This window comes from Maritalea sp. S77 (genome assembly GCF_049801075.1).
GTDB lineage: Bacteria > Pseudomonadota > Alphaproteobacteria > Rhizobiales > Devosiaceae > Maritalea.
Window position 1 is genome coordinate 1 of the sequence record NZ_JBNAGG010000001.1, and the last position, 19,327, is coordinate 19,327.

Consider the following 19,327-nt stretch of genomic DNA (forward strand, 5'->3'; position numbering starts at 1 on the left):
ATGGCGAAGGAAAAGTTTGAGCGGACGAAACCGCACGTAAACATTGGGACTATTGGTCACGTTGACCATGGTAAGACAACATTGACCGCTGCGATTACGAAAGTATTGTCAGAGGCCTCTGGTGGTACAGGTACAGCTTTTGACGAGATCGATAAGGCACCTGAAGAAAAAGCCCGTGGTATTACCATTTCAACAGCCCACGTTGAGTATGAGACAGAAAACCGTCACTACGCACACGTTGATTGCCCAGGCCACGCTGACTATGTGAAAAACATGATCACTGGTGCGGCTCAAATGGATGGCGGCATCTTGGTTGTGAACGCAGCTGATGGCCCTATGCCACAAACACGTGAGCACATTTTGTTGGCACGTCAGGTTGGCGTTCCTGCATTGGTTGTTTTCTTGAACAAAGTTGACCAAGTTGACGACGAAGAGCTTTTGGAATTGGTTGAAATGGAAGTTCGTGAGCTTCTTTCTTCTTACGAATTCCCAGGCGACGATATTCCGATTGTAGCGGGCTCTGCTTTGGCTGCTTTGGAAGGTCGTGACGACGAAATCGGCAAGAACAAGATTCTTGAGTTGATGGCTGCTGTTGACGAATATGTTCCAACACCAGCACGTCCAAAAGATCAGCCATTCTTGATGCCAATTGAAGATGTGTTCTCAATTTCAGGCCGTGGTACAGTTGTTACCGGTCGTGTTGAGCGTGGCATCATCAATGTTGGCGAAGAAGTTGAGATCGTTGGCATTAAAGACACACAAAAGACCACTGTTACTGGTGTTGAAATGTTCCGCAAGCTGCTTGATAGCGGTGAAGCAGGCGACAACATTGGTGCTTTGATCCGTGGTATTGACCGTGAGCAAGTTGAGCGTGGTCAGGTTTTGTGTAAGCCAGGTTCAGTAACACCTCACACCAAATTTGTTGGTGAGGCGTACATTTTGACCAAAGACGAAGGTGGTCGTCACACACCATTCTTCACCAACTACCGTCCACAGTTCTACTTCCGTACAACTGACGTGACTGGCGTTGTGACTTTGCCAGAAGGTACCGAGATGGTGATGCCTGGTGACCGTGTTGAGGTCAATGTTGAGTTGATCGTACCAATCGCGATGGAAGATCAGTTGCGCTTCGCTATCCGCGAAGGTGGCCGCACTGTTGGCGCCGGCGTGGTTGCCAAAATCATCGAGTAGTCTTTTTTAAAAGACGAATGAATTAAGGCGGTCCTGTTGGGCCGCCTTTTTTATTGATCTGATTTGTTCGCTGATCGTGTTTCCAAGTATTTTATCGACCGATAAAGTAGGTTCCAGCATCAGGCTTACAGACATTTTCTATTTTGTCGTCGCGATTTCCGTTTGAGAATTTGACGCTTACGCGTACGACGCAATCGCCACCGTCATTTTCGATGACGAATGTTTTGCGTTGCTGTGGTCTGATCCGTTCAAAGTTCACAACTTTCCAGCCAGAAATTCTAAGCGACTTGACGGATTCGCTGGTCTTATTGCCAATGGTATAATTTGACGTCTGTGCATTTGCGATTGTAGCCGTGGCGAGCAGCAGTGAGCCGCCAACGAATAGTGTTGCGATAGTGCTTTTTAAGTACATTTTGTTCCCATTAATTTTGTCTCGACAATATTTCGAAGGTATTTGGGATTCTTGTTTGTGGACTGTCAAATTCAGTCTTGAGAATGTAATACAGCGCTGCGACCGTGTCGCTGGTTTATAGGGCGCAAATTCCTATGCGATTTCTGTTGAATAATGACATGAAAATTCCTCTTAAATTTCAATTGAATTCAGTAAATGGGCGGCGCAAGCTGGGTAGACAAACGTTTGCATCACCCGGATCGGCAGTAGAGTTTGGTTATTATTGTTGTTTTGATTATCGTGCCTTAGCCGTAATGCGATCTGTCTGATTCCATTCGAGCATTGGCACGTCATTTATTGGCGATTGCCGGCTGGAAGGACAGTTGGCTCAACTATCAATGTAGAGAAGTGGATGCTACGTTTTTGAAATTGGCTTTACGCCGGAGGAAATGCGTTATGATAAATATGATCTTGGCTGTGCTCGCCCTTTATGTCGTGCAGCTTTTCACGCCCGCACTGATGCGGTTTTCACAAATTGGTCTAAACCGCTATGTGGGCAGCCGCGATGATTTGCCGTCGCTGCCGCTGGCCGGGCAGCGCGCTGAGCGGGCGTTGAACAATCTAAAGGAAAGCTTGTTTCTTTTCTTGCCGCTGGCCATTTTGACCATTGTGCAAGGCAACGAAGTTGAGACATTGGTGGGCGCGGAGATATTTTTGGCCGCACGTGTTGTCTATGCCATTTCCTATATTTTGGCTGTGCCGTGGCTGCGGTCGATTGTCTGGGTGATCGGATTTGCAGGGCTGATCATTATGGCGTTGCCACTTTTTGGATAGAAAATTCAAAAAAGACAATAATTGGACTTGAAAGAAAGCGCCGTTGGCATTAGACCATGCCAGCGGCTTTTATGCCGATTTGCAGGGGTGTAGCTCAGTTGGTAGAGCATCGGTCTCCAAAACCGAGGGTCGTGAGTTCGAGTCTCTCCGCCCCTGCCATTTTCCAAACAGATTTACGCAGGTTCGAGTACATGCTGTTGAGCAGGTGACGCGAACATCGTTTTGAACTCGATGATCTTACATTGGGCAAAATCGGCGTATACCAAGGACTACGCGCGAAGAAGCGCTTCCAGCCTCGCTTTTCCCTTTTGCATCAATAAGACTAGGTCGCCGGTTGGCTGTTGATCGGGCTTGGCGAGAGCAGCTATGAGCTATGGGAGATGGGGCGCGAATTGATGGATCGGCTTGATCCATTGCGCGGTGGAGTCGCGCAATGGTCAGCGATTTGGAGGAGCAAACGAGTTTTCGAGCTAGTTGCTGATTTTGTTCGCAGCGGTGCTGCTGGGCAGGCAAGTGACCTGCACTTGATAGTTCATAGATGCAGCCTGCTGCGTTGAGCTGTTAATGTTCCAGCTATGGTTTTTCGCTTTCCGCGTACGGGCGGCAACTGCGTCCAGCTTGAAGTAAGCGTTGGCCGTGGTCATTTGTGCTGTATTCAAGATGCTGAAGCGTGAACTGCCTTGTTGGCGCTTGTTGGCCAGCAGGGCGTTGCATTGGGCCACAGGGTCTTTGCCGACCCAATTCAATTTGCTCACAGGGATGTTGGGTTCATAACCTAGTTGCCAAGTGCGCAAGGTGCCATTGGCTACATCGCGGCCTTTGAAACGTTTGATCCAGGCGCTATTGCCTTGTGCTTCAAAATAGTCGGTGGCGGCAAGTGTGCCGAGCGCTGCGCCGACGATCCGTTTACCGCTTTTTGCGCGGGCGCGCAGCTTGAAGATAAAGCGGTGGCTGTTTGTTTTAATGCTCGTATATTGGGTGCCGTTTGATCGCACCTCGATCGGAATGATGTCGATGCCATTCTTTTGAATGGAGACAGATTCGATCCAATCCGCTGCATTGGCATAGGTGGGGGCGGAGAGGGCGGCGATCAGCCCGAACGCTGCCAGTTTTTTAATTGAATGTTTCATGATGTTCCCTTTGCAAGTCCTCAATGTGGGGCCAAGATGCAAAAGTGAAACTGAATTGAGACTGAACGGGATGTTTAGCTGTTGAACTTAGACGGAAAACCGGGCAGTTAGATACGAAGTTTTTGAGCTGATAAGGGTTGCGTTTTGATAGGGATAGAGCTATGTAGGCGCAACCAGCCGTGCGGGACTTTCGCGCGGCTATTTGGTTATGGGTATCTGAACTTGTGAGGAAACGGCTGTAAGTCGTTGAAAAATCACAATTTGAACAGTCAGGATTAAATATGGCACGGACGAATCCTTTTACATTTTTGCAGCAAGTGCGCTCAGAGGTTGCAAAGGTTGTGTGGCCAACCCGTAACGAAACATTGATTTCAACTGTTATGGTTCTGATCATGATCACATTGGCCAGCCTATTTTTCTTGGCGGCGGATCAGATCAATTCATGGATTGTTGGACTGTTGCTCAGCTTGGGCTGAGGTTTAACTAAAAGCGGTAAGGTTTAAACGCATGGCAAAGCGCTGGTACATTGTCCAGGCCTACTCAAATTTTGAGCGTAAGGTAGCGGAATCCATCAAAGAAAAAGTGGAAAGCACTGGTCTTGACCATTTGTTTGATCAGGTTTTGGTGCCCACCGAAAAAGTTGTGGAAGTGCGCCGCGGGCGTAAAGTCGATGCAGAGCGCAAGTTCTTTCCTGGCTATGTTTTGGTGAAGATGGAATTGACGGACGAGACATTCCACTTGATCAAAAATACACCAAAGGTCACAGGATTTTTGGGTTCAGATCATAAGCCTATTCCGATTTCTGAATCAGAAGCACAGGCGATTTTGACTCAGGTCCAAGAGGGTGTCGATCGTCCGAAGCCTTCTGTGAGCTTTGAGGTTGGTGAGCAAGTGCGCGTATCCGACGGTCCTTTTGCGAGCTTTAATGGCTTGGTGGAAGAAGTCGACGAAGAGCGCGCGCGGCTTAAAGTTGAAGTTTCTATTTTTGGCCGGGCAACCCCGGTTGAACTTGAATATGGTCAGGTTGAAAAGCTCTGATCATTAAATGGTGCGGGAGAGGGCGTTGATGTTGCCGCATCAATGCATTGAACCTCGTGACCGCACTGTCGTTAAAACGGCCTCATTTTGAGGCCATCTAAATAAAGGCACGACAAATGGCAAAAAAGATTGAAGGCTATCTCAAGCTTCAAGTGCCGGCGGGCAGCGCCACGCCGTCACCTCCAATCGGCCCCGCTCTTGGTCAGCGCGGCTTGAACATCATGGAATTCTGTAAAGCGTTTAACGCGGCTTCGCAGGAAATGGATAAAGGCGCACCGGTTCCGGTTGTGATCACCATTTTTGCGGATAAGAGCTTCACTTTCGAGATGAAGATGCCGCCGGTAAGCTATTTCTTGAAGCAGGCTTTGAACATTAAGAGCGGTTCACAAAAGCCTGGTCACGAAGTTGGCGGTAAAATCACGCAAGATCAGTTGCGCGATATTGCAGAAAAGAAAATGAAAGACCTGAATGCGGACACAGTTGAAGCGGCGATGGCTCAAATTGCTGGTTCTGCTCGTTCTATGGGTCTGGAAGTAGCGGAGTAAGCGAGATGGCCAAGATTGGTAAACGTACAAAAGCTGCCCGCGAAGCAGTAGATCGCAAAAAGCTTTATCAGCTGGACGAAGCTGTAGCTTTGATCAAAAGCAATGCTGGCGCTAAATTCGACGAGACCGTTGAAATTGCGATGAACTTGGGTGTTGACCCTCGTCACGCTGACCAAATGGTTCGTGGTGTTGTTGCCTTGCCTAATGGCACAGGCCGTGACGTGCGCGTTGCTGTTTTTGCGCGTGACGCAAAAGCTGACGAAGCTAAAGCTGCTGGTGCAGACATTGTTGGTGCAGAAGACCTTGTTGAAGAAGTTCAAAAAGGCAACATCGACTTTGATCGCTGTATCGCGACACCAGACATGATGCCTTTGGTTGGTCGTTTGGGTAAAGTTTTGGGTCCTCGTAACCTGATGCCAAACCCAAAAGTAGGTACAGTGACACCTGACGTGAAAACTGCTGTTGAAGCTGCTAAAGCTGGTTCAGTTGAATTCCGCGTTGAAAAAGCTGGTATTTTGCATGCTGGCGTAGGCAAAGCCTCATTTGATGAAGTCAAATTGGTTGAAAACATCAAGGCATTTGCTGACGCAGTTTCAAAAGCAAAACCTGCTGGTGCAAAAGGCACTTATATCCGTCGTGTGGCGTTGTCTTCGACAATGGGCCCAGGCGTGCATATTGACGTTTCAAGCGTTCAAGGCTAATTGAACGCCAAGAAGTGCGCGTGGCGGTTGTCGCGCGCACCAAAGTTTCAGGCGAGAGCCTGATTGAGGAACCCGAGCAATTGGGTTCCTTAAAGTCCTGTCCGAGACTGTAGGTGCACCTTTGGTGCTTAATCGATAAAAGCCTGCAATAGATGGGGTGAGAATGAAACAGATTTGGCGCTATGCCATAATGTGTTTGGTTCGAACCGGATTGGTTTGGTGTTAAAGCCGCTGATCTACAGGCATTTCACCGTTGCTTGGGGAAGTTTGGTTTTTGGCCAATGCTTAAACAAGCAGCAAATCTGCAAATAGTTCGGAATAATTCCGGGCTTTATAGTGGAGAGAAGCAGTGGATAAAGCGGAAAAGCGTGAGCTCGTCTCGTCATTGCAAGATGCATTTAATGCGTCTGGCGCTGTCGTCGTAGCTCATTACTCGGGCTTGTCAGTTGCCGACATGGAAGATCTGCGTGTGCAGATGAAACAGGCAGGTGGTCAGGTCAAGGTTGCAAAAAACCGCCTTGCCAAGCGCGCTCTTGAAAATGCAGAGATTGCGGACTTTAGTGAGTTTCTCACTGGTCCGACTGTTCTGGCATATTCGGAAGACCCTATTACGGCAGCGAAAATCTCTGCCAAGTTCGCCAAAGCCAATGACAAATTGGTTATTTTGGGCGGCGCAATGGGCGAAACGAAACTGGACGCCGCAGGCGTTGCAGCATTGTCAGAATTGCCATCTCTTGATGAACTTCGTGCGAAACTTGCTGGTATGCTTACACAGCCTGCTGCCAAGATTGCATCTGTTCTTCAAGCTCCAGGCGGTCAAGTTGCCCGCGTGGTCTCGGCATATTCAGAAAAGGGCGAAGCGGCATAAGGCGCTTCGCAACCACCCACGGTTCGAAACATTTAAACACAAAAGAGGAATACAATGGCTGATCTAGAAAAGCTCGTTGAAGACCTATCTGCCCTTACAGTTCTTGAAGCATCAGAATTGTCAAAATTGCTTGAAGAAAAATGGGGCGTTTCAGCTGCTGCACCTGTTGCAGTTGCTGCTGCTGCTGGCGGCGACGCTGGCGGTGCTGCTGCAGAAGAAAAAGACGAATTTGACGTCATTCTTGCTGGTGCAGGCGACAAGAAAATCAACGTGATTAAAGAAGTTCGCGGCATCACTGGTCTTGGCTTGAAAGAAGCTAAAGACTTGGTTGAAGGCGCACCTAAAGCTGTTAAAGAAGGCGTTGCTAAAGCTGAAGCTGAAGAAATCAAAGCTAAGCTTGAAGCAGCAGGCGCTTCTGTAGAGCTTAAGTAGTTCTTTTTTGAGTGGCGGGCTTTTGAGTTCGCCACTCAATTTGCTGGCGTAATTCAGCATATAGGTCTGATTTTATTAACCAAATCAGACGAAGTTGCGGAACCTAAAGTAGGGCAGATATCCCGAGCACCGTCGGCTGATTGTCGGTGTTCTGGATACTTGCCCTTCAGGCATTTTAGAAAACATAGGAGCGGGCATGGCCACCACCTATAACGGTCGACGTAAGGTACGGAAGTCCTTCGGCAGCATTCGTGAAGTCACGGAGATGCCAAACCTCATTGAAGTTCAAAAAGCTTCTTATGATCAATTTTTGTTGGTAGATCAGCCTGAAGGCGGGCGCGCGGACGAAGGTTTGCAATCTGTTTTTAAATCGGTTTTCCCGATCACAGACTTTGCCAACACTGCGTCATTGGACTTTGTGTCCTATGACTTTGAACAACCAAAATATGATGTAGACGAATGTCGTCAGCGCGATATGACCTTTGCGGCGCCGCTGAAAGTGACTTTGCGTCTGATCGTATTTGAAGTTGATGAAGAGACCGGCGCACGGTCTGTTAAAGACATTAAAGAACAAGATGTTTACATGGGTGATATGCCATTCATGACATCTAACGGCACATTTGTTGTGAACGGCACCGAGCGTGTGATCGTTTCACAAATGCACCGTTCACCTGGCGTGTTCTTTGACCACGATAAAGGCAAGTCGCATTCTTCAGGCAAATTGTTGTTTGCTGCGCGGATTATTCCTTACCGTGGTTCATGGCTCGATCTCGAATTCGACGCCAAAGACATTGTTTATGCCCGTATTGACCGTCGGCGTAAAATCCCAGTGACTTCATTGCTCAAAGCTTTGGGCATGGACGCTGAAGAGATTTTGAACACCTATTACAACACGATTTCTTTCGAACGCACCAAAGGCGGCTGGCGTCAGCCGTTTGAGTGGGAGAAATTCCGCGGCACGAAGCCTGCGTTTGATTTGGTTGACGCTGAAAGCGGCGACGTCGTGCACGAAGCGGGCAAGAAATTGTCAGCCCGTGCAGCGAAAAAGCTGGCTGAAGGCGGCATGACTCACATCTTGGTGGATGATGCAGAATTGTTCGGCAGCTATATTGCTGAAGATTTGCTCAACCTTGATACTGGTGAGATCTATGCTGAAGCAGGTGATGAGATCGATGCAGACAGCTTGGTCAATTTGATTGAAGCTGGTTTGACAGAAATTCCTGTTCTTGACATTGACCACGTAAATATTGGCGCTTATTTGCGCAACACATTGGCAATCGACAAAAACGAGAGCCGCGAAGATGCGTTGTTCGATATTTACCGCGTGATGCGTCCGGGTGAGCCACCCACCATCGAAACTGCAGAAGCGATGTTCGAATCATTGTTCTTTGATTCAGAGCGTTATGATTTGTCTGCCGTTGGTCGTGTGAAAATGAACATGCGCTTGAACGTAGAGTGTGAAGACACTGTGCGGACATTGCGCAAAGAAGACATTGTTGAAGTTGTTCGTACATTGGTTGATCTACGCGATGGTCGCGGCGAAATTGATGACATTGACAACCTTGGCAACCGTCGTGTGCGTTCAGTCGGCGAATTGATGGAAAACCATTACCGCCTTGGTTTGTTGCGCATGGAGCGCGCGATCAAGGAGCGTATGTCTTCTGTTGAGATCGACACTGTGATGCCACAGGACTTGATCAACGCGAAGCCTGCTGCGGCAGCTGTGCGTGAGTTCTTTGGCTCATCACAATTGTCTCAGTTCATGGACCAAACAAACCCATTGTCTGAAATCACGCATAAGCGTCGTCTTTCAGCGCTTGGGCCAGGTGGTTTGACTCGTGAGCGTGCAGGCTTTGAAGTGCGCGACGTGCACCCAACGCACTATGGTCGGATTTGTCCGATTGAAACACCAGAGGGTCCAAACATTGGTTTGATCAACTCTTTGGCGACATTTGCGCGCGTGAACAAATATGGCTTTATCGAAACCCCTTATCGTAAGGTGGAAAATGGTAAAGTGACTGACGATGTTGTTTACCTCTCCGCTATGGAAGAGGCGCGTTACAACATTGCGCAGGCCAACGCCAAATTGACTGACGACAATGAGTTCCAGAACGAACTGGTGACTGGCCGTCGGGCAGGTGAGGTGATGTTGATCCCTCACGAAAATATCGACTTGATGGACGTTAACCCGAAACAGGTGATTTCGGTTGCTGCATCGCTTATTCCATTCTTGGAAAACGATGATGCGAACCGCGCTTTGATGGGTTCAAACATGCAGCGTCAGGCTGTTCCATTGTTGCGTTCGCAAGCCCCATTCGTGGGCACAGGCATGGAGCCAGTTGTCGCCCGTGACTCTGGTGCTGCGATTGTAGCGAAGCGGACAGGTATTGTTGATCAGGTGGATGCGACACGTATTGTTATTCGGGCAACCGAAGAAACAGACGCATCTAAAACTGGCGTCGACATTTATACCTTGATGAAGTTCCAACGCTCTAACCAGTCAACTTGCATCAACCAGCGTCCGTTGGTTGTGGTGGGTGACCATGTTGAAGCTGGTGACATCATTGCTGATGGTCCTTCAACTGATCTTGGTGACTTGGCACTCGGCCGCAACGTGCTCGTCGCGTTTATGCCTTGGAACGGTTACAACTACGAAGATTCGATCCTTCTTTCTGAAAACATCGTGAAAGATGACGTGTTCACCTCAATTCACATTGAGGAATTTGAAGTGATGGCGCGGGACACCAAATTGGGTCCTGAAGAAATCACACGCGACATTCCAAACGTTTCAGAAGAGGCGCTGAAGAATTTGGACGAAGCAGGCATTGTGCACATTGGTGCTGATGTTGAAGCTGGTGACATTTTGGTGGGTAAAATCACACCAAAAGGCGAAAGCCCAATGACACCGGAAGAAAAGCTGCTGCGTGCGATCTTTGGTGAAAAAGCGTCTGACGTACGTGACACATCATTGCGTGTGCCTCCTGGCGATGCTGGTACTGTTGTTGAAGTGCGTGTGTTTAACCGCCACGGCATCGACAAAGACGAGCGTGCGATGGCGATTGAGCGTGAAGAAATTGAACGCTTGGCGAAAGACCGCGACGACGAACAATCCATTCTCGACCGTAACGTGTTTGCACGTTTGAAAGAGATGTTGTTCGGTAAAGAAGCAACAGCAGGGCCAAAAGGCTATGTTGCTGGCACCAAATTGAATGATGCAATTTTCGAAGCGCATCCACGTTCGAAATGGTGGCAGTTTGCGGTTGATGATGACAAGGTCATGTCTGAAATTGAAGCCCTTCAAGGCCAATATGAAGACAGCCGTAAACAGCTTGAGCAACGCTTTATTGACAAGGTTGATAAGCTACAGCGTGGTGATGAATTGCCACCAGGCGTGATGAAGATGGTTAAAGTCTTTGTTGCGACCAAGCGTAAGATCCAGTCTGGCGATAAGATGGCTGGCCGTCACGGTAACAAAGGTGTGGTTTCTCGCATCATGCCAATTGAGGATATGCCTCACTTGGCCGATGGCACACCAGTAGACATCGTGTTGAACCCGCTTGGCGTGCCGAGCCGGATGAACGTTGGTCAGATTCTTGAAACGCATATGGGTTGGGCTTGTGCTGGCATGGGCAAGCGCATCGGTGAAATGTATGACACTTATCGTCGTGCAGAGACCAAAGACGTGACCCCGCTACGTGACGAGTTGAACCACGTTTATAAAGACGATGGCTATGTTGAAAAGCTTGATGATGACAGCGTTGTGCGCTTGGCAGACTATTTGCAAAAAGGTGTGTCCATCGCAACGCCAGTGTTTGATGGTGCTGTAGAATCCGACATCGTTGAGATGTTGGAGCGTGCAGGGCTTGAAGGTTCTGGTCAATCTCGCTTGATCGACGGCCGTACTGGTGAAGAGTTCCACCGTGACGTAACCGTTGGTTACATCTACATGCTGAAATTGCACCACTTGGTGGACGATAAGATCCACGCGCGTTCAATTGGACCATACTCACTTGTGACCCAGCAGCCATTGGGCGGTAAGGCACAGTTTGGTGGCCAGCGCTTCGGTGAGATGGAAGTTTGGGCGCTTGAGGCTTACGGTGCAGCGTACACCTTGCAGGAAATGCTGACAGTGAAGTCAGATGACGTTGCAGGGCGCACAAAGGTCTATGAAGCGATCGTACGGGGCGATGACACGTTTGAAGCTGGTATTCCAGAAAGCTTTAACGTGTTGGTCAAAGAAATCCGGTCACTCGGTCTCAATGTTGAATTGAGCTCAAGTGATGATGAGGGTGACGATGACGGGGATGCGTTGGAGGCTATTGAAGAGTCTTCACAGGATGCTGCGGAATAACGCACAGCCAACGTAACCTAATCGCTTAATTTTTGGCAGCGGGTATAGGGATGAGCGGCGATTTCATCCCACCCCTGCATTAAAGGAGACAGGAAAATGAACCATCAAGTTATGGATCTTTTCAATCCGCAGGCCCAGGCCCAAGTGTTTGATCAAGTAAAGATCAACATTGCGAGCCCCGAGAAAATTTTGTCATGGTCGTATGGCGAAATCAAAAAGCCTGAGACCATCAACTACCGTACGTTTAAGCCTGAACGGGACGGTTTGTTCTGTGCGCGTACTTTTGGTCCACAAAAGGACTATGAGTGCTTATGCGGCAAATATAAGCGCATGAAGTTTAAAGGCGTGATCTGTGAGAAGTGTGGCGTTGAAGTTACCTTGTCACGGGTTCGTCGTGAACGCATGGGCCACATTGAATTGGCAGCGCCAGTTGCTCACATTTGGTTCTTGAAATCATTGCCATCCCGTATCGCGCTTTTGCTCGATATGACATTGAAAGATGTTGAGCGGATCTTGTATTTCGAAAACTATGTGGTGATCGAGCCGGGCTTGAGCCCGTTTGCGGTGAACCAGTTGATCACGGAAGAAGAATATATCGACGCCCAGGATGAATATGGCGCCGATAGCTTCACCGCGATGATTGGTGCTGAAGCTGTGCGTGAAATGTTGGCTGCGCTTGAGTTGGAAAAACTCGCCGCAGAATTGCGCGTTGAAATTGCAGAAGCTACAACCGAACTGAAGCCGAAAAAACTCGGTAAGCGTTTGAAAGTGGTTGAGCACTTCATCGTTTCAGGCAACCGCCCTGAATGGATGATTATGACTGTTGTGCCGGTTATTCCGCCAGAGTTGCGCCCATTGGTGCCTTTGGATGGTGGCCGTTTCGCAACTTCTGATTTGAACGATCTTTATCGTCGCGTGATCAACCGGAACAACCGTTTGAAGCGTTTGATGGAGCTGCGCGCACCTGACATCATTATTCGTAACGAAAAGCGTATGCTGCAGGAATCTGTTGATGCGTTGTTCGATAATGGTCGTCGTGGCCGCACCATCACTGGCGCGAACAAGCGTCCGCTTAAATCTTTGTCAGATATGCTCAAAGGTAAGCAGGGTCGTTTCCGTCAGAACTTGCTTGGTAAGCGTGTTGACTATTCTGGTCGTTCAGTGATCACCGTTGGTCCTGAATTGAAGTTGCATCAATGTGGTTTGCCGAAGAAAATGGCTTTGGAATTGTTCAAGCCGTTTATCTATTCACGTCTTGAAGCCAAAGGTTTGTCTTCAACCGTGAAGCAGGCGAAAAAGCTGGTTGAAAAAGAGCGTCCCGAAGTTTGGGATATCTTGGACGAAGTAATCCGCGAACACCCTGTGATGTTGAACCGGGCGCCTACGTTGCACCGTTTGGGCATTCAGGCGTTTGAACCGACATTGATTGAAGGTAAAGCGATCCAGCTTCACCCGCTCGTTTGTGCGGCGTTTAACGCTGACTTTGACGGTGACCAAATGGCCGTTCACGTGCCATTGTCGCTTGAAGCGCAGCTGGAAGCGCGGACATTGATGATGTCCACCAACAACATCTTGCACCCTGCGAACGGTTCGCCAGTTATCGTGCCGTCTCAGGACATTGTTTTGGGTCTTTATTACCTCTCATTGATGAATGACAATGAGCCGGGTGAGGGCATGGCCTTCGGCAATATGGGTGAGATCGAGTATGCGCTTGAAAATGGCGTGATAACTTTGCACACCAAAATCAAAGGTCGCTTCAAGACTGTTGATGAGGATGGCAACGAAGTGAGCGGCATTCATGAGACCACACCAGGTCGCATGATGATTGCTCAATTGCTGCCGAAAAATCATGCGGTGCCGTTTGATGCGTGTAACCAGCTGATGACCAAGAAAATGATCTCCAAGCTGATCGACACGGTTTACCGTGCTTGCGGTCAGAAGGACACAGTGATTTTCTGTGACCAGATCATGGACCTTGGTTTTCGCTATGCGTGTAAAGCTGGTATTTCCTTTGGTAAGGATGACATGGTTATCCCTGACACCAAAGTGGGTATCGTTGAAACCACCCGCAAGCAGGTTGAAGAGTTCGAACAGCAGTATAATGACGGTTTGATCACACGTGGTGAGAAGTACAACAAAGTTGTTGATGCTTGGGCCAAGTGTGGTGACAAGGTTGCCGACGAGATGATGAGCCGAATTTCTTCGGTTCAGATCGACGAGGAAACCAAACGTCAGAACCCGATCAACTCTGTTTACATGATGGCTCACTCAGGTGCGCGTGGTTCGCCAGCGCAGATGAAGCAGCTTGCAGGTATGCGTGGTTTGATGGCTCGTCCGGATGGCGGCATCATTGAAACGCCGATTATCTCAAACTTTAAAGAAGGTTTGACCGTTAACGAGTACTTTAACTCGACCCACGGTGCTCGTAAGGGCTTGGCGGATACGGCGATGAAAACTGCGAACTCAGGTTACCTGACACGTCGTTTGGTTGACGTGGCGCAAGATTGCATCATCACTGGCAAAGATTGTGGTTCTGAAGAAGGTCTCACAATGACCCCTATCATCGATAGTGGTAACGTGATCGCGTCTTTGGGTAGCCGCGTATTGGGCCGGACAACATCTGAAGATGTGCTTGATCCAAAATCCGGCGAGGTCATCGTTGCTAAAGGCGTGATGGTTGAAGAAGCTGATGTTGAGCGCATTGAAGCGGCTAAAGTTCAGTCGATCAAGATCCGTTCGGTATTGACCTGTAAGCAACGTCAAGGTGTTTGCGGCACATGTTATGGCCGTGACCTTGCCCGTGGTACCCCAGTGAACATGGGTGAAGCGGTTGGCGTTATTGCAGCGCAATCAATCGGTGAGCCTGGCACTCAGTTGACCATGCGTACGTTCCACATTGGTGGTACAGCGCAGGTTGTGGATAGCTCCTTCATTGAAGCGAACCACGAAGGTGTAGTGTCGATCAAGTCTGGCCAAGTGGCAGAAGATAGTGATGGGCGTACGGTCAATATGAGCCGGAACCTTGTGCTTGCTATTTCTGACGAAGACGGCAATGAGCGAGGTACACACAAAGTGCCTTATGGTGCGTTGCTGCGGATCAAAGTTGGCGAGACAGTGAAAGCCGGTCAGCGTATTGCTGAATGGGATCCATATGTTCGTCCAGTTTTGGCCGAAGTTGAAGGTGAGATCGCCTTTGAAGACTTGGTGGAAGGTGCGTCTGTTTCTGAACAAACTGACGAAAGCACTGGCTTTACCAAGCGTTTGGTTATCGATTGGCGTTCAAACCCACGTGGCGAGCATTTGAAACCTGCCTTGGCCATTACTGGCAAAGACGGTAAAGCCGTTAAGCTGGATCGTGGTGGCGAAGCACGCTACTTGCTTTCAGTTGATGCGGTGATTGCTGCGGACCCAGGTTCGAAAGTTTCACCAGGTGACGTTATCGCACGTACGCCTTTGGAAAGCGCGAAAACAAAAGACATTACCGGTGGTTTGCCACGGGTGGCGGAATTGTTCGAAGCGCGTCGTCCGAAGGATCATGCGATTATCGCTGAGATCGACGGCATCATTCGCTTTGGTCGTGACTATAAGAACAAGCGTCGCATTGTGATTGAACCTCACGAAGAGGGCGGGGATCCGGTGGAATACCTCATTCCAAAAGGTAAGCCGTTCCACTTGCAAGAGGGCGACACCATTGAGCGTGGCGAATATCTGTTGGACGGCAACCCCGCTCCACACGATATTCTAGCGATTAAAGGCGTTGAAGAATTGGCCAAATATTTGGTCAATGAAATTCAAGAAGTGTATCGCTTGCAAGGTGTGGGCATCAACGACAAGCACATTGAAGTGATTGTGCGTCAGATGTTGCAGAAAATCGAAATCACCGATCCAGGCGATTCAGGTTTGATCAAAGAAGAGCATATTGACCAAATCGACTTTGAAGAGTTGAACCAGCGTCTCGAAGCTGATGGTCGCAAGCCAGCACAAGGTGTGCCGGTATTGTTGGGCATCACCAAAGCTTCGCTGCAAACACGTTCCTTCTTCTCCGCGGCGTCGTTCCAAGAAACGACACGTGTGTTGACTGAAGCAGCGGTGAGCGGCAAAGCCGATCCGTTGGAAGGCTTGAAAGAGAACATTATTGTTGGTCGTTTGATCCCAGTGGGCACAGGGGCGTTCACTGCTTCAACCCAGAAGATTGCGGCGAAACGTGATGATCTTATCTTGGCTGAGCGTCAGCGTCAGGCAGATGAAGAATTGGCAGCCCAAAATGCCTTGCGCATTGAAGCGGCGGCTGATGTTTCAACTGACCCCGCTGGCGAATAGTCGACATCAAGTTTTAAAGATTGGAGAGGGCGTCCTTTTGGGCGCCCTTTCTTTTTGGGGAATCGATTCTGAAACCAGTGCAAAACGGAATCAGCACCTTGAAATTTTCGATATATTTGCCAAATATGATGCCGTATTGAGAGGAATATGAACTGAATTTGCGACGAAGAATGTCGTAGATCGAGATTCCTACTCTTAAGACGGTCTTAATCTCGGATTTTTTGGTCATTCGAGAAAAAAACCGCGATAACCCTTGACGTAGAGCCCGGTTCGATTTAGTAACGCCCTACCTTCGCGGTAGGTCGTGAAGCATTTGATCTGTTTCGGCTAACAAAAAAGCCCAAACACATATGCTTCAAACACACCGTCGGGTAACAGACGCGACAATAGCGAGACACAAGATCTCTGGGTCAATAGCCTGGCGATCCTCTGTTTTAATGTGGTGCCGCCGTGCCTTTGGGCCGATGGGGAGCGCCATTTGATTGTTGTGATCTGGTGAATTGAGTTTTGAACGGATGGAAAGAAGGTTCGAGCAATATGCCGACCATTAATCAGCTGATCCGCAAGCCTCGGCAGGCGAAGCCAAAGCGGAACAAAGTTCCTGCTATGGAAGCAAACCCGCAAAAGCGCGGCGTTTGCACACGTGTGTACACAACGACCCCGAAGAAGCCTAACTCAGCGTTGCGTAAGGTCGCCAAAGTGCGTCTAACCAACCAGCGCGAAGTTATTTCTTATATTCCGGGTGAAGGCCACAATCTTCAAGAGCACTCTGTTGTTCTTATTCGTGGCGGTCGTGTCCGTGACCTTCCTGGTGTGCGGTATCATATTTTGCGTGGCGTTTTGGATACCCAAAGCGTCAAGGATCGTAAGCAGCGTCGTTCTAAATACGGCGCTAAGCGGCCTAAGTAAGGAGTTTACGTTCAATGTCACGTCGGCATCGCGCGGAAAAACGTGAGATCAACCCGGATCCGAAATTCGGTGATCTCGTTGTTACGAAATTCATGAATTCGCTCATGGTAGACGGTAAGAAGTCTGTCGCAGAGCGTATTGTATATGGTGCATTTGATGCGGTTGAAGCGCGCACAAAGCAAGACCCTGTAGAGGTGTTCCATCAGGCCCTCGACAATGTGCGTCCTGCGGTTGAAGTGCGTTCACGCCGTGTTGGTGGTGCAACATACCAGGTTCCTGTTGAAGTGCGCTCGGAGCGTCAGCAAGCATTGGCCATTCGTTGGTTGATCGGTGCAGCACGGAGCCGTGGTGAGAACACAATGGTCGATCGTTTGTCTGGTGAGTTGCTCGATGCACTCAATGGTCGCGGTCAGGCTGTTAAGAAGCGTGAAGATACGCACCGGATGGCAGACGCCAACCGTGCCTTCTCACATTACCGCTGGTAAGTTTTTAAAGGTATCACGATCATGGCTCGCGAATACAAGATCGAAGACTATCGCAATTTTGGCATTATGGCGCACATTGATGCGGGTAAAACCACAACAACTGAGCGCATTTTGTTCTATACAGGCAAAAGCCACAAAATCGGTGAAGTTCATGATGGTGCTGCCACCATGGACTGGATGGAGCAAGAGCAGGAGCGGGGTATTACAATTACCTCTGCGGCCACAACAACCTTCTGGGAAGGTCGTGATGGCAAAAAGCGTCGCTTCAACATCATCGACACACCAGGTCACGTAGACTTCACAATTGAAGTTGAGCGTTCATTGCGCGTACTTGACGGTGCTGTAGCACTGCTTGATGCGAACGCAGGTGTTGAGCCTCAAACTGAGACTGTTTGGCGTCAGGCTGACAAGTATGAAGTTCCACGCATGATCTTTGTCAACAAAATGGACAAAATCGGCGCTGACTTCTACAACTCAGTAGACATGATCAAAAAGCGTCTGGGTGCAACTCCGGTTGTATTGCAGTTGCCAATTGGTGCTGAAAACGAATTTGCTGGTGTTGTCGATCTGATCGAGATGAAAGCCTATGTGTGGCAGGGTGAGAACCTTGGCGCTGAGTGGGACATCGTAGACATTCCTGCTGATCTTAAAGATCGTGCTGAAGAATATCGCGAGCAGTTGATCGAAACTGTTGTTGAAGCAGACGAAGCTGCTATGGAAGCTTATTTGGAAGGCGAAATGCCTGACAATGATAAGATCCGTGAATTGATCCGTAAGGGTACAGTGAACGTTGAATTCTTCCCAGTACTTTGTGGTTCTGCCTTTAAAAACAAAGGTGTGCAGCCGCTTCTTGATGCAGTGGTTGATTTCTTGCCTTCACCGGTCGATATTCCTGCGATTAAGGGTATTGATGTGGCAACTGAAGCAGAAGTTTCTCGTAAAGCTTCTGACGAAGAGCCATTGTCAATGTTGGCCTTTAAGATTGCCAACGACCCACACATGGGTACGTTGACATTCTGCCGCATCTATTCAGGTGTTCTGGAAGCTGGTGGCGCGTTGGAAAACACGGTTAAAGAGAAAAAAGAGCGCGTTGGTCGTATGTTCCAAATGCACTCAAACAGCCGTGAGCAGATCCAAGAAGCCTATGCGGGTGACATTGTTGCGATCGTTGGTTTGAAGCAAACCACAACAGGCGATACACTTTGCACACCAAGCTCAAAAGTTATTCTTGAGCGCATGGAATTCCCTGATCCAGTTATTGAGATTGCGGTTGAGCCGAAATCTAAAGCTGACCAAGAGAAAATGGGCTTGGCCCTGAACCGCTTGGCTGCTGAAGATCCTAGCTTCCGTGTGAAATCAGATGAAGAGAGCGGCCAGACCATTATTGCTGGTATGGGCGAACTTCACCTCGATATTCTTGTAGATCGCATGAAGCGTGAATTTAAAGTTGAAGCGAATATTGGTCAGCCTCAGGTTGCCTATCGCGAGACAATTACACGTGCTGTTGATCACGATTACACACACAAGAAGCAATCAGGTGGCTCAGGCCAGTTTGCGCGCATTAAGTTCACTATTGAACCTGGCGAAACTGGTGTTGGCCTCGATTTCTCTGACACTGTTGTTGGCGGTAACGTTCCTAAGGAATATATCCCAGGTGTTCAAAAAGGTGTCCAATCTGTGATGGGCGCTGGTCCTTTGGCAGGCTTCCCGTTGGTAGACGTGAAGTTCGTGTTGAACGACGGTGCATACCACGATGTTGACTCCTCTGTGATGGCCTTTGAGATTGCCGGTCGTGCCGGCTTCCGTGAGGCGATCCGCCAGGCTGGCCCTAAACTTCTTGAGCCGATCATGAAAGTTGAAGTGGTGAGCCCAGAAGAATACACCGGCTCAATCATCGGTGATTTGACCTCCCGTCGTGGGCAGGTGCAGGGCCAAGACGTGCGCGGCAATGCGACCGTGATCGACGCCTTCGTGCCTTTGGCAAACATGTTTGGTTACGTGAACTCTTTGCGCTCAATGAGCCAAGGTCGTGCGAACTTCACCATGGTGTTTGGCCATTACGAGCAAGTGCCACAAAATGTGGCTGATGAAGTCATGGCGAAACACGCCGGTTAATTTGAATTGAAACGCCA

General features: G+C 49.0%; 15 protein-coding genes and 1 tRNA gene. 14 read left to right on the plus strand and 2 right to left on the minus strand.

Translation table 11 applies throughout. The features are described 5' to 3' along the window. Positions 1–1,191 carry an elongation factor Tu gene (gene tuf, locus ACP15Y_RS00005; RefSeq protein WP_424980977.1) on the plus strand — a complete coding sequence of 397 codons (1,191 nt, stop codon included), beginning with the start codon at positions 1–3 and terminating at the stop codon, positions 1,189–1,191. A 91-nt stretch (positions 1,192–1,282) separates the two neighbouring features. Here tuf and ACP15Y_RS00010 read toward each other — a convergent pair whose 3' ends face one another. Beyond that, on the minus strand, positions 1,283–1,603 hold the full coding sequence (locus ACP15Y_RS00010; protein WP_424980978.1) for a hypothetical protein: 321 nt from the start codon (positions 1,601–1,603) through the stop codon (positions 1,283–1,285). 435 nt (positions 1,604–2,038) lie between these two features. Here ACP15Y_RS00010 and ACP15Y_RS00015 point away from each other — a divergent pair, with 435 nt between their 5' ends. Together ACP15Y_RS00015 and ACP15Y_RS00020 are read left to right on the plus strand one after the other, a co-directional pair. Next, entirely contained in the window at positions 2,039–2,416 is a 378-nt protein-coding gene (locus ACP15Y_RS00015) for an MAPEG family protein (protein ID WP_424980979.1), read from the plus strand. A gap of 83 nt (positions 2,417–2,499) precedes the next feature. Beyond that, positions 2,500–2,575 (plus strand) — tRNA-Trp (locus ACP15Y_RS00020). A gap of 311 nt (positions 2,576–2,886) precedes the next feature. Here the strand turns inward: ACP15Y_RS00020 and ACP15Y_RS00025 are convergent. Next, positions 2,887–3,546, minus strand: coding sequence for a hypothetical protein (locus ACP15Y_RS00025; protein ID WP_424980980.1), 660 nt, complete (start codon positions 3,544–3,546; stop codon positions 2,887–2,889). Positions 3,547–3,827: 281 nt separating this feature from the next. On the opposite strand from ACP15Y_RS00025, the gene secE reads away from it, so the two are divergent. The 11 genes from secE to fusA all read left to right on the plus strand — a co-directional run bounded on the left by secE (position 3,828) and on the right by fusA (position 19,310). Next, positions 3,828–4,022: a preprotein translocase subunit SecE gene (secE, locus tag ACP15Y_RS00030; protein ID WP_236114270.1), complete on the plus strand. Its 195-nt coding sequence runs from the start codon at positions 3,828–3,830 to the stop codon at positions 4,020–4,022. 31 nt (positions 4,023–4,053) lie between these two features. Further along, the gene (nusG, locus tag ACP15Y_RS00035) at positions 4,054–4,584 is read left to right on the plus strand and encodes a transcription termination/antitermination protein NusG (RefSeq protein ID WP_424980981.1); all 531 of its coding nucleotides are present in this window, start codon (positions 4,054–4,056) and stop codon (positions 4,582–4,584) included. Positions 4,585–4,700: 116 nt separating this feature from the next. Continuing rightward, positions 4,701–5,129: a 50S ribosomal protein L11 gene (rplK, locus tag ACP15Y_RS00040; protein ID WP_424980982.1), complete on the plus strand. Its 429-nt coding sequence runs from the start codon at positions 4,701–4,703 to the stop codon at positions 5,127–5,129. A gap of 5 nt (positions 5,130–5,134) precedes the next feature. Further along, positions 5,135–5,830, plus strand: a complete 696-nt coding sequence (gene rplA, locus ACP15Y_RS00045) for a 50S ribosomal protein L1 (RefSeq protein WP_424980983.1) — start codon at positions 5,135–5,137, stop codon at positions 5,828–5,830. A gap of 349 nt (positions 5,831–6,179) precedes the next feature. Beyond that, complete coding sequence (gene rplJ / locus ACP15Y_RS00050; protein ID WP_424980984.1) at positions 6,180–6,698, plus strand: 50S ribosomal protein L10; 519 nt, start codon at positions 6,180–6,182, stop codon at positions 6,696–6,698. 54 nt (positions 6,699–6,752) lie between these two features. Then, positions 6,753–7,130, plus strand: a complete 378-nt coding sequence (gene rplL, locus ACP15Y_RS00055; RefSeq protein ID WP_424980985.1) for a 50S ribosomal protein L7/L12 — start codon at positions 6,753–6,755, stop codon at positions 7,128–7,130. Positions 7,131–7,326: 196 nt separating this feature from the next. After that, complete coding sequence (gene rpoB / locus ACP15Y_RS00060) at positions 7,327–11,481, plus strand: DNA-directed RNA polymerase subunit beta (protein WP_424980986.1); 4,155 nt, start codon at positions 7,327–7,329, stop codon at positions 11,479–11,481. 96 nt (positions 11,482–11,577) lie between these two features. Further along, a complete protein-coding gene (rpoC, locus tag ACP15Y_RS00065) occupies positions 11,578–15,801 on the plus strand; it encodes a DNA-directed RNA polymerase subunit beta' (RefSeq protein WP_424980987.1) in 4,224 nt (1,407 codons plus the stop codon). Between the two features lie 537 nt (positions 15,802–16,338). Further along, positions 16,339–16,710 (plus strand): 30S ribosomal protein S12, encoded by a 372-nt coding sequence (rpsL, locus tag ACP15Y_RS00070; protein ID WP_027836110.1) that lies wholly within the window; start codon positions 16,339–16,341, stop codon positions 16,708–16,710. A gap of 14 nt (positions 16,711–16,724) precedes the next feature. Beyond that, positions 16,725–17,195: a 30S ribosomal protein S7 gene (gene rpsG, locus ACP15Y_RS00075; RefSeq protein ID WP_424980988.1), complete on the plus strand. Its 471-nt coding sequence runs from the start codon at positions 16,725–16,727 to the stop codon at positions 17,193–17,195. Between the two features lie 21 nt (positions 17,196–17,216). Then, positions 17,217–19,310: an elongation factor G gene (gene fusA / locus ACP15Y_RS00080; RefSeq protein WP_424980989.1), complete on the plus strand. Its 2,094-nt coding sequence runs from the start codon at positions 17,217–17,219 to the stop codon at positions 19,308–19,310. Positions 19,311–19,327 lie beyond the last annotated feature (17 nt).

What these genes read in the sequence shown, in the direction of transcription:
- tuf (WP_424980977.1), top strand. Translation starts at nt 1, where the DNA reads ATGGCGAAGGAAAAGTTTGAGCGGACGAAACCGCACGTAAACATTGGG.
- ACP15Y_RS00010 (WP_424980978.1), bottom strand. Translation starts at nt 1,603, where the DNA reads ATGTACTTAAAAAGCACTATCGCAACACTATTCGTTGGCGGCTCACTG.
- ACP15Y_RS00015 (WP_424980979.1), top strand. Translation starts at nt 2,039, where the DNA reads ATGATAAATATGATCTTGGCTGTGCTCGCCCTTTATGTCGTGCAGCTT.
- ACP15Y_RS00025 (WP_424980980.1), bottom strand. Translation starts at nt 3,546, where the DNA reads ATGAAACATTCAATTAAAAAACTGGCAGCGTTCGGGCTGATCGCCGCC.
- secE (WP_236114270.1), top strand. Translation starts at nt 3,828, where the DNA reads ATGGCACGGACGAATCCTTTTACATTTTTGCAGCAAGTGCGCTCAGAG.
- nusG (WP_424980981.1), top strand. Translation starts at nt 4,054, where the DNA reads ATGGCAAAGCGCTGGTACATTGTCCAGGCCTACTCAAATTTTGAGCGT.
- rplK (WP_424980982.1), top strand. Translation starts at nt 4,701, where the DNA reads ATGGCAAAAAAGATTGAAGGCTATCTCAAGCTTCAAGTGCCGGCGGGC.
- rplA (WP_424980983.1), top strand. Translation starts at nt 5,135, where the DNA reads ATGGCCAAGATTGGTAAACGTACAAAAGCTGCCCGCGAAGCAGTAGAT.
- rplL (WP_424980985.1), top strand. Translation starts at nt 6,753, where the DNA reads ATGGCTGATCTAGAAAAGCTCGTTGAAGACCTATCTGCCCTTACAGTT.
- rpoB (WP_424980986.1), top strand. Translation starts at nt 7,327, where the DNA reads ATGGCCACCACCTATAACGGTCGACGTAAGGTACGGAAGTCCTTCGGC.
- rpoC (WP_424980987.1), top strand. Translation starts at nt 11,578, where the DNA reads ATGAACCATCAAGTTATGGATCTTTTCAATCCGCAGGCCCAGGCCCAA.
- rpsL (WP_027836110.1), top strand. Translation starts at nt 16,339, where the DNA reads ATGCCGACCATTAATCAGCTGATCCGCAAGCCTCGGCAGGCGAAGCCA.
- rpsG (WP_424980988.1), top strand. Translation starts at nt 16,725, where the DNA reads ATGTCACGTCGGCATCGCGCGGAAAAACGTGAGATCAACCCGGATCCG.
- fusA (WP_424980989.1), top strand. Translation starts at nt 17,217, where the DNA reads ATGGCTCGCGAATACAAGATCGAAGACTATCGCAATTTTGGCATTATG.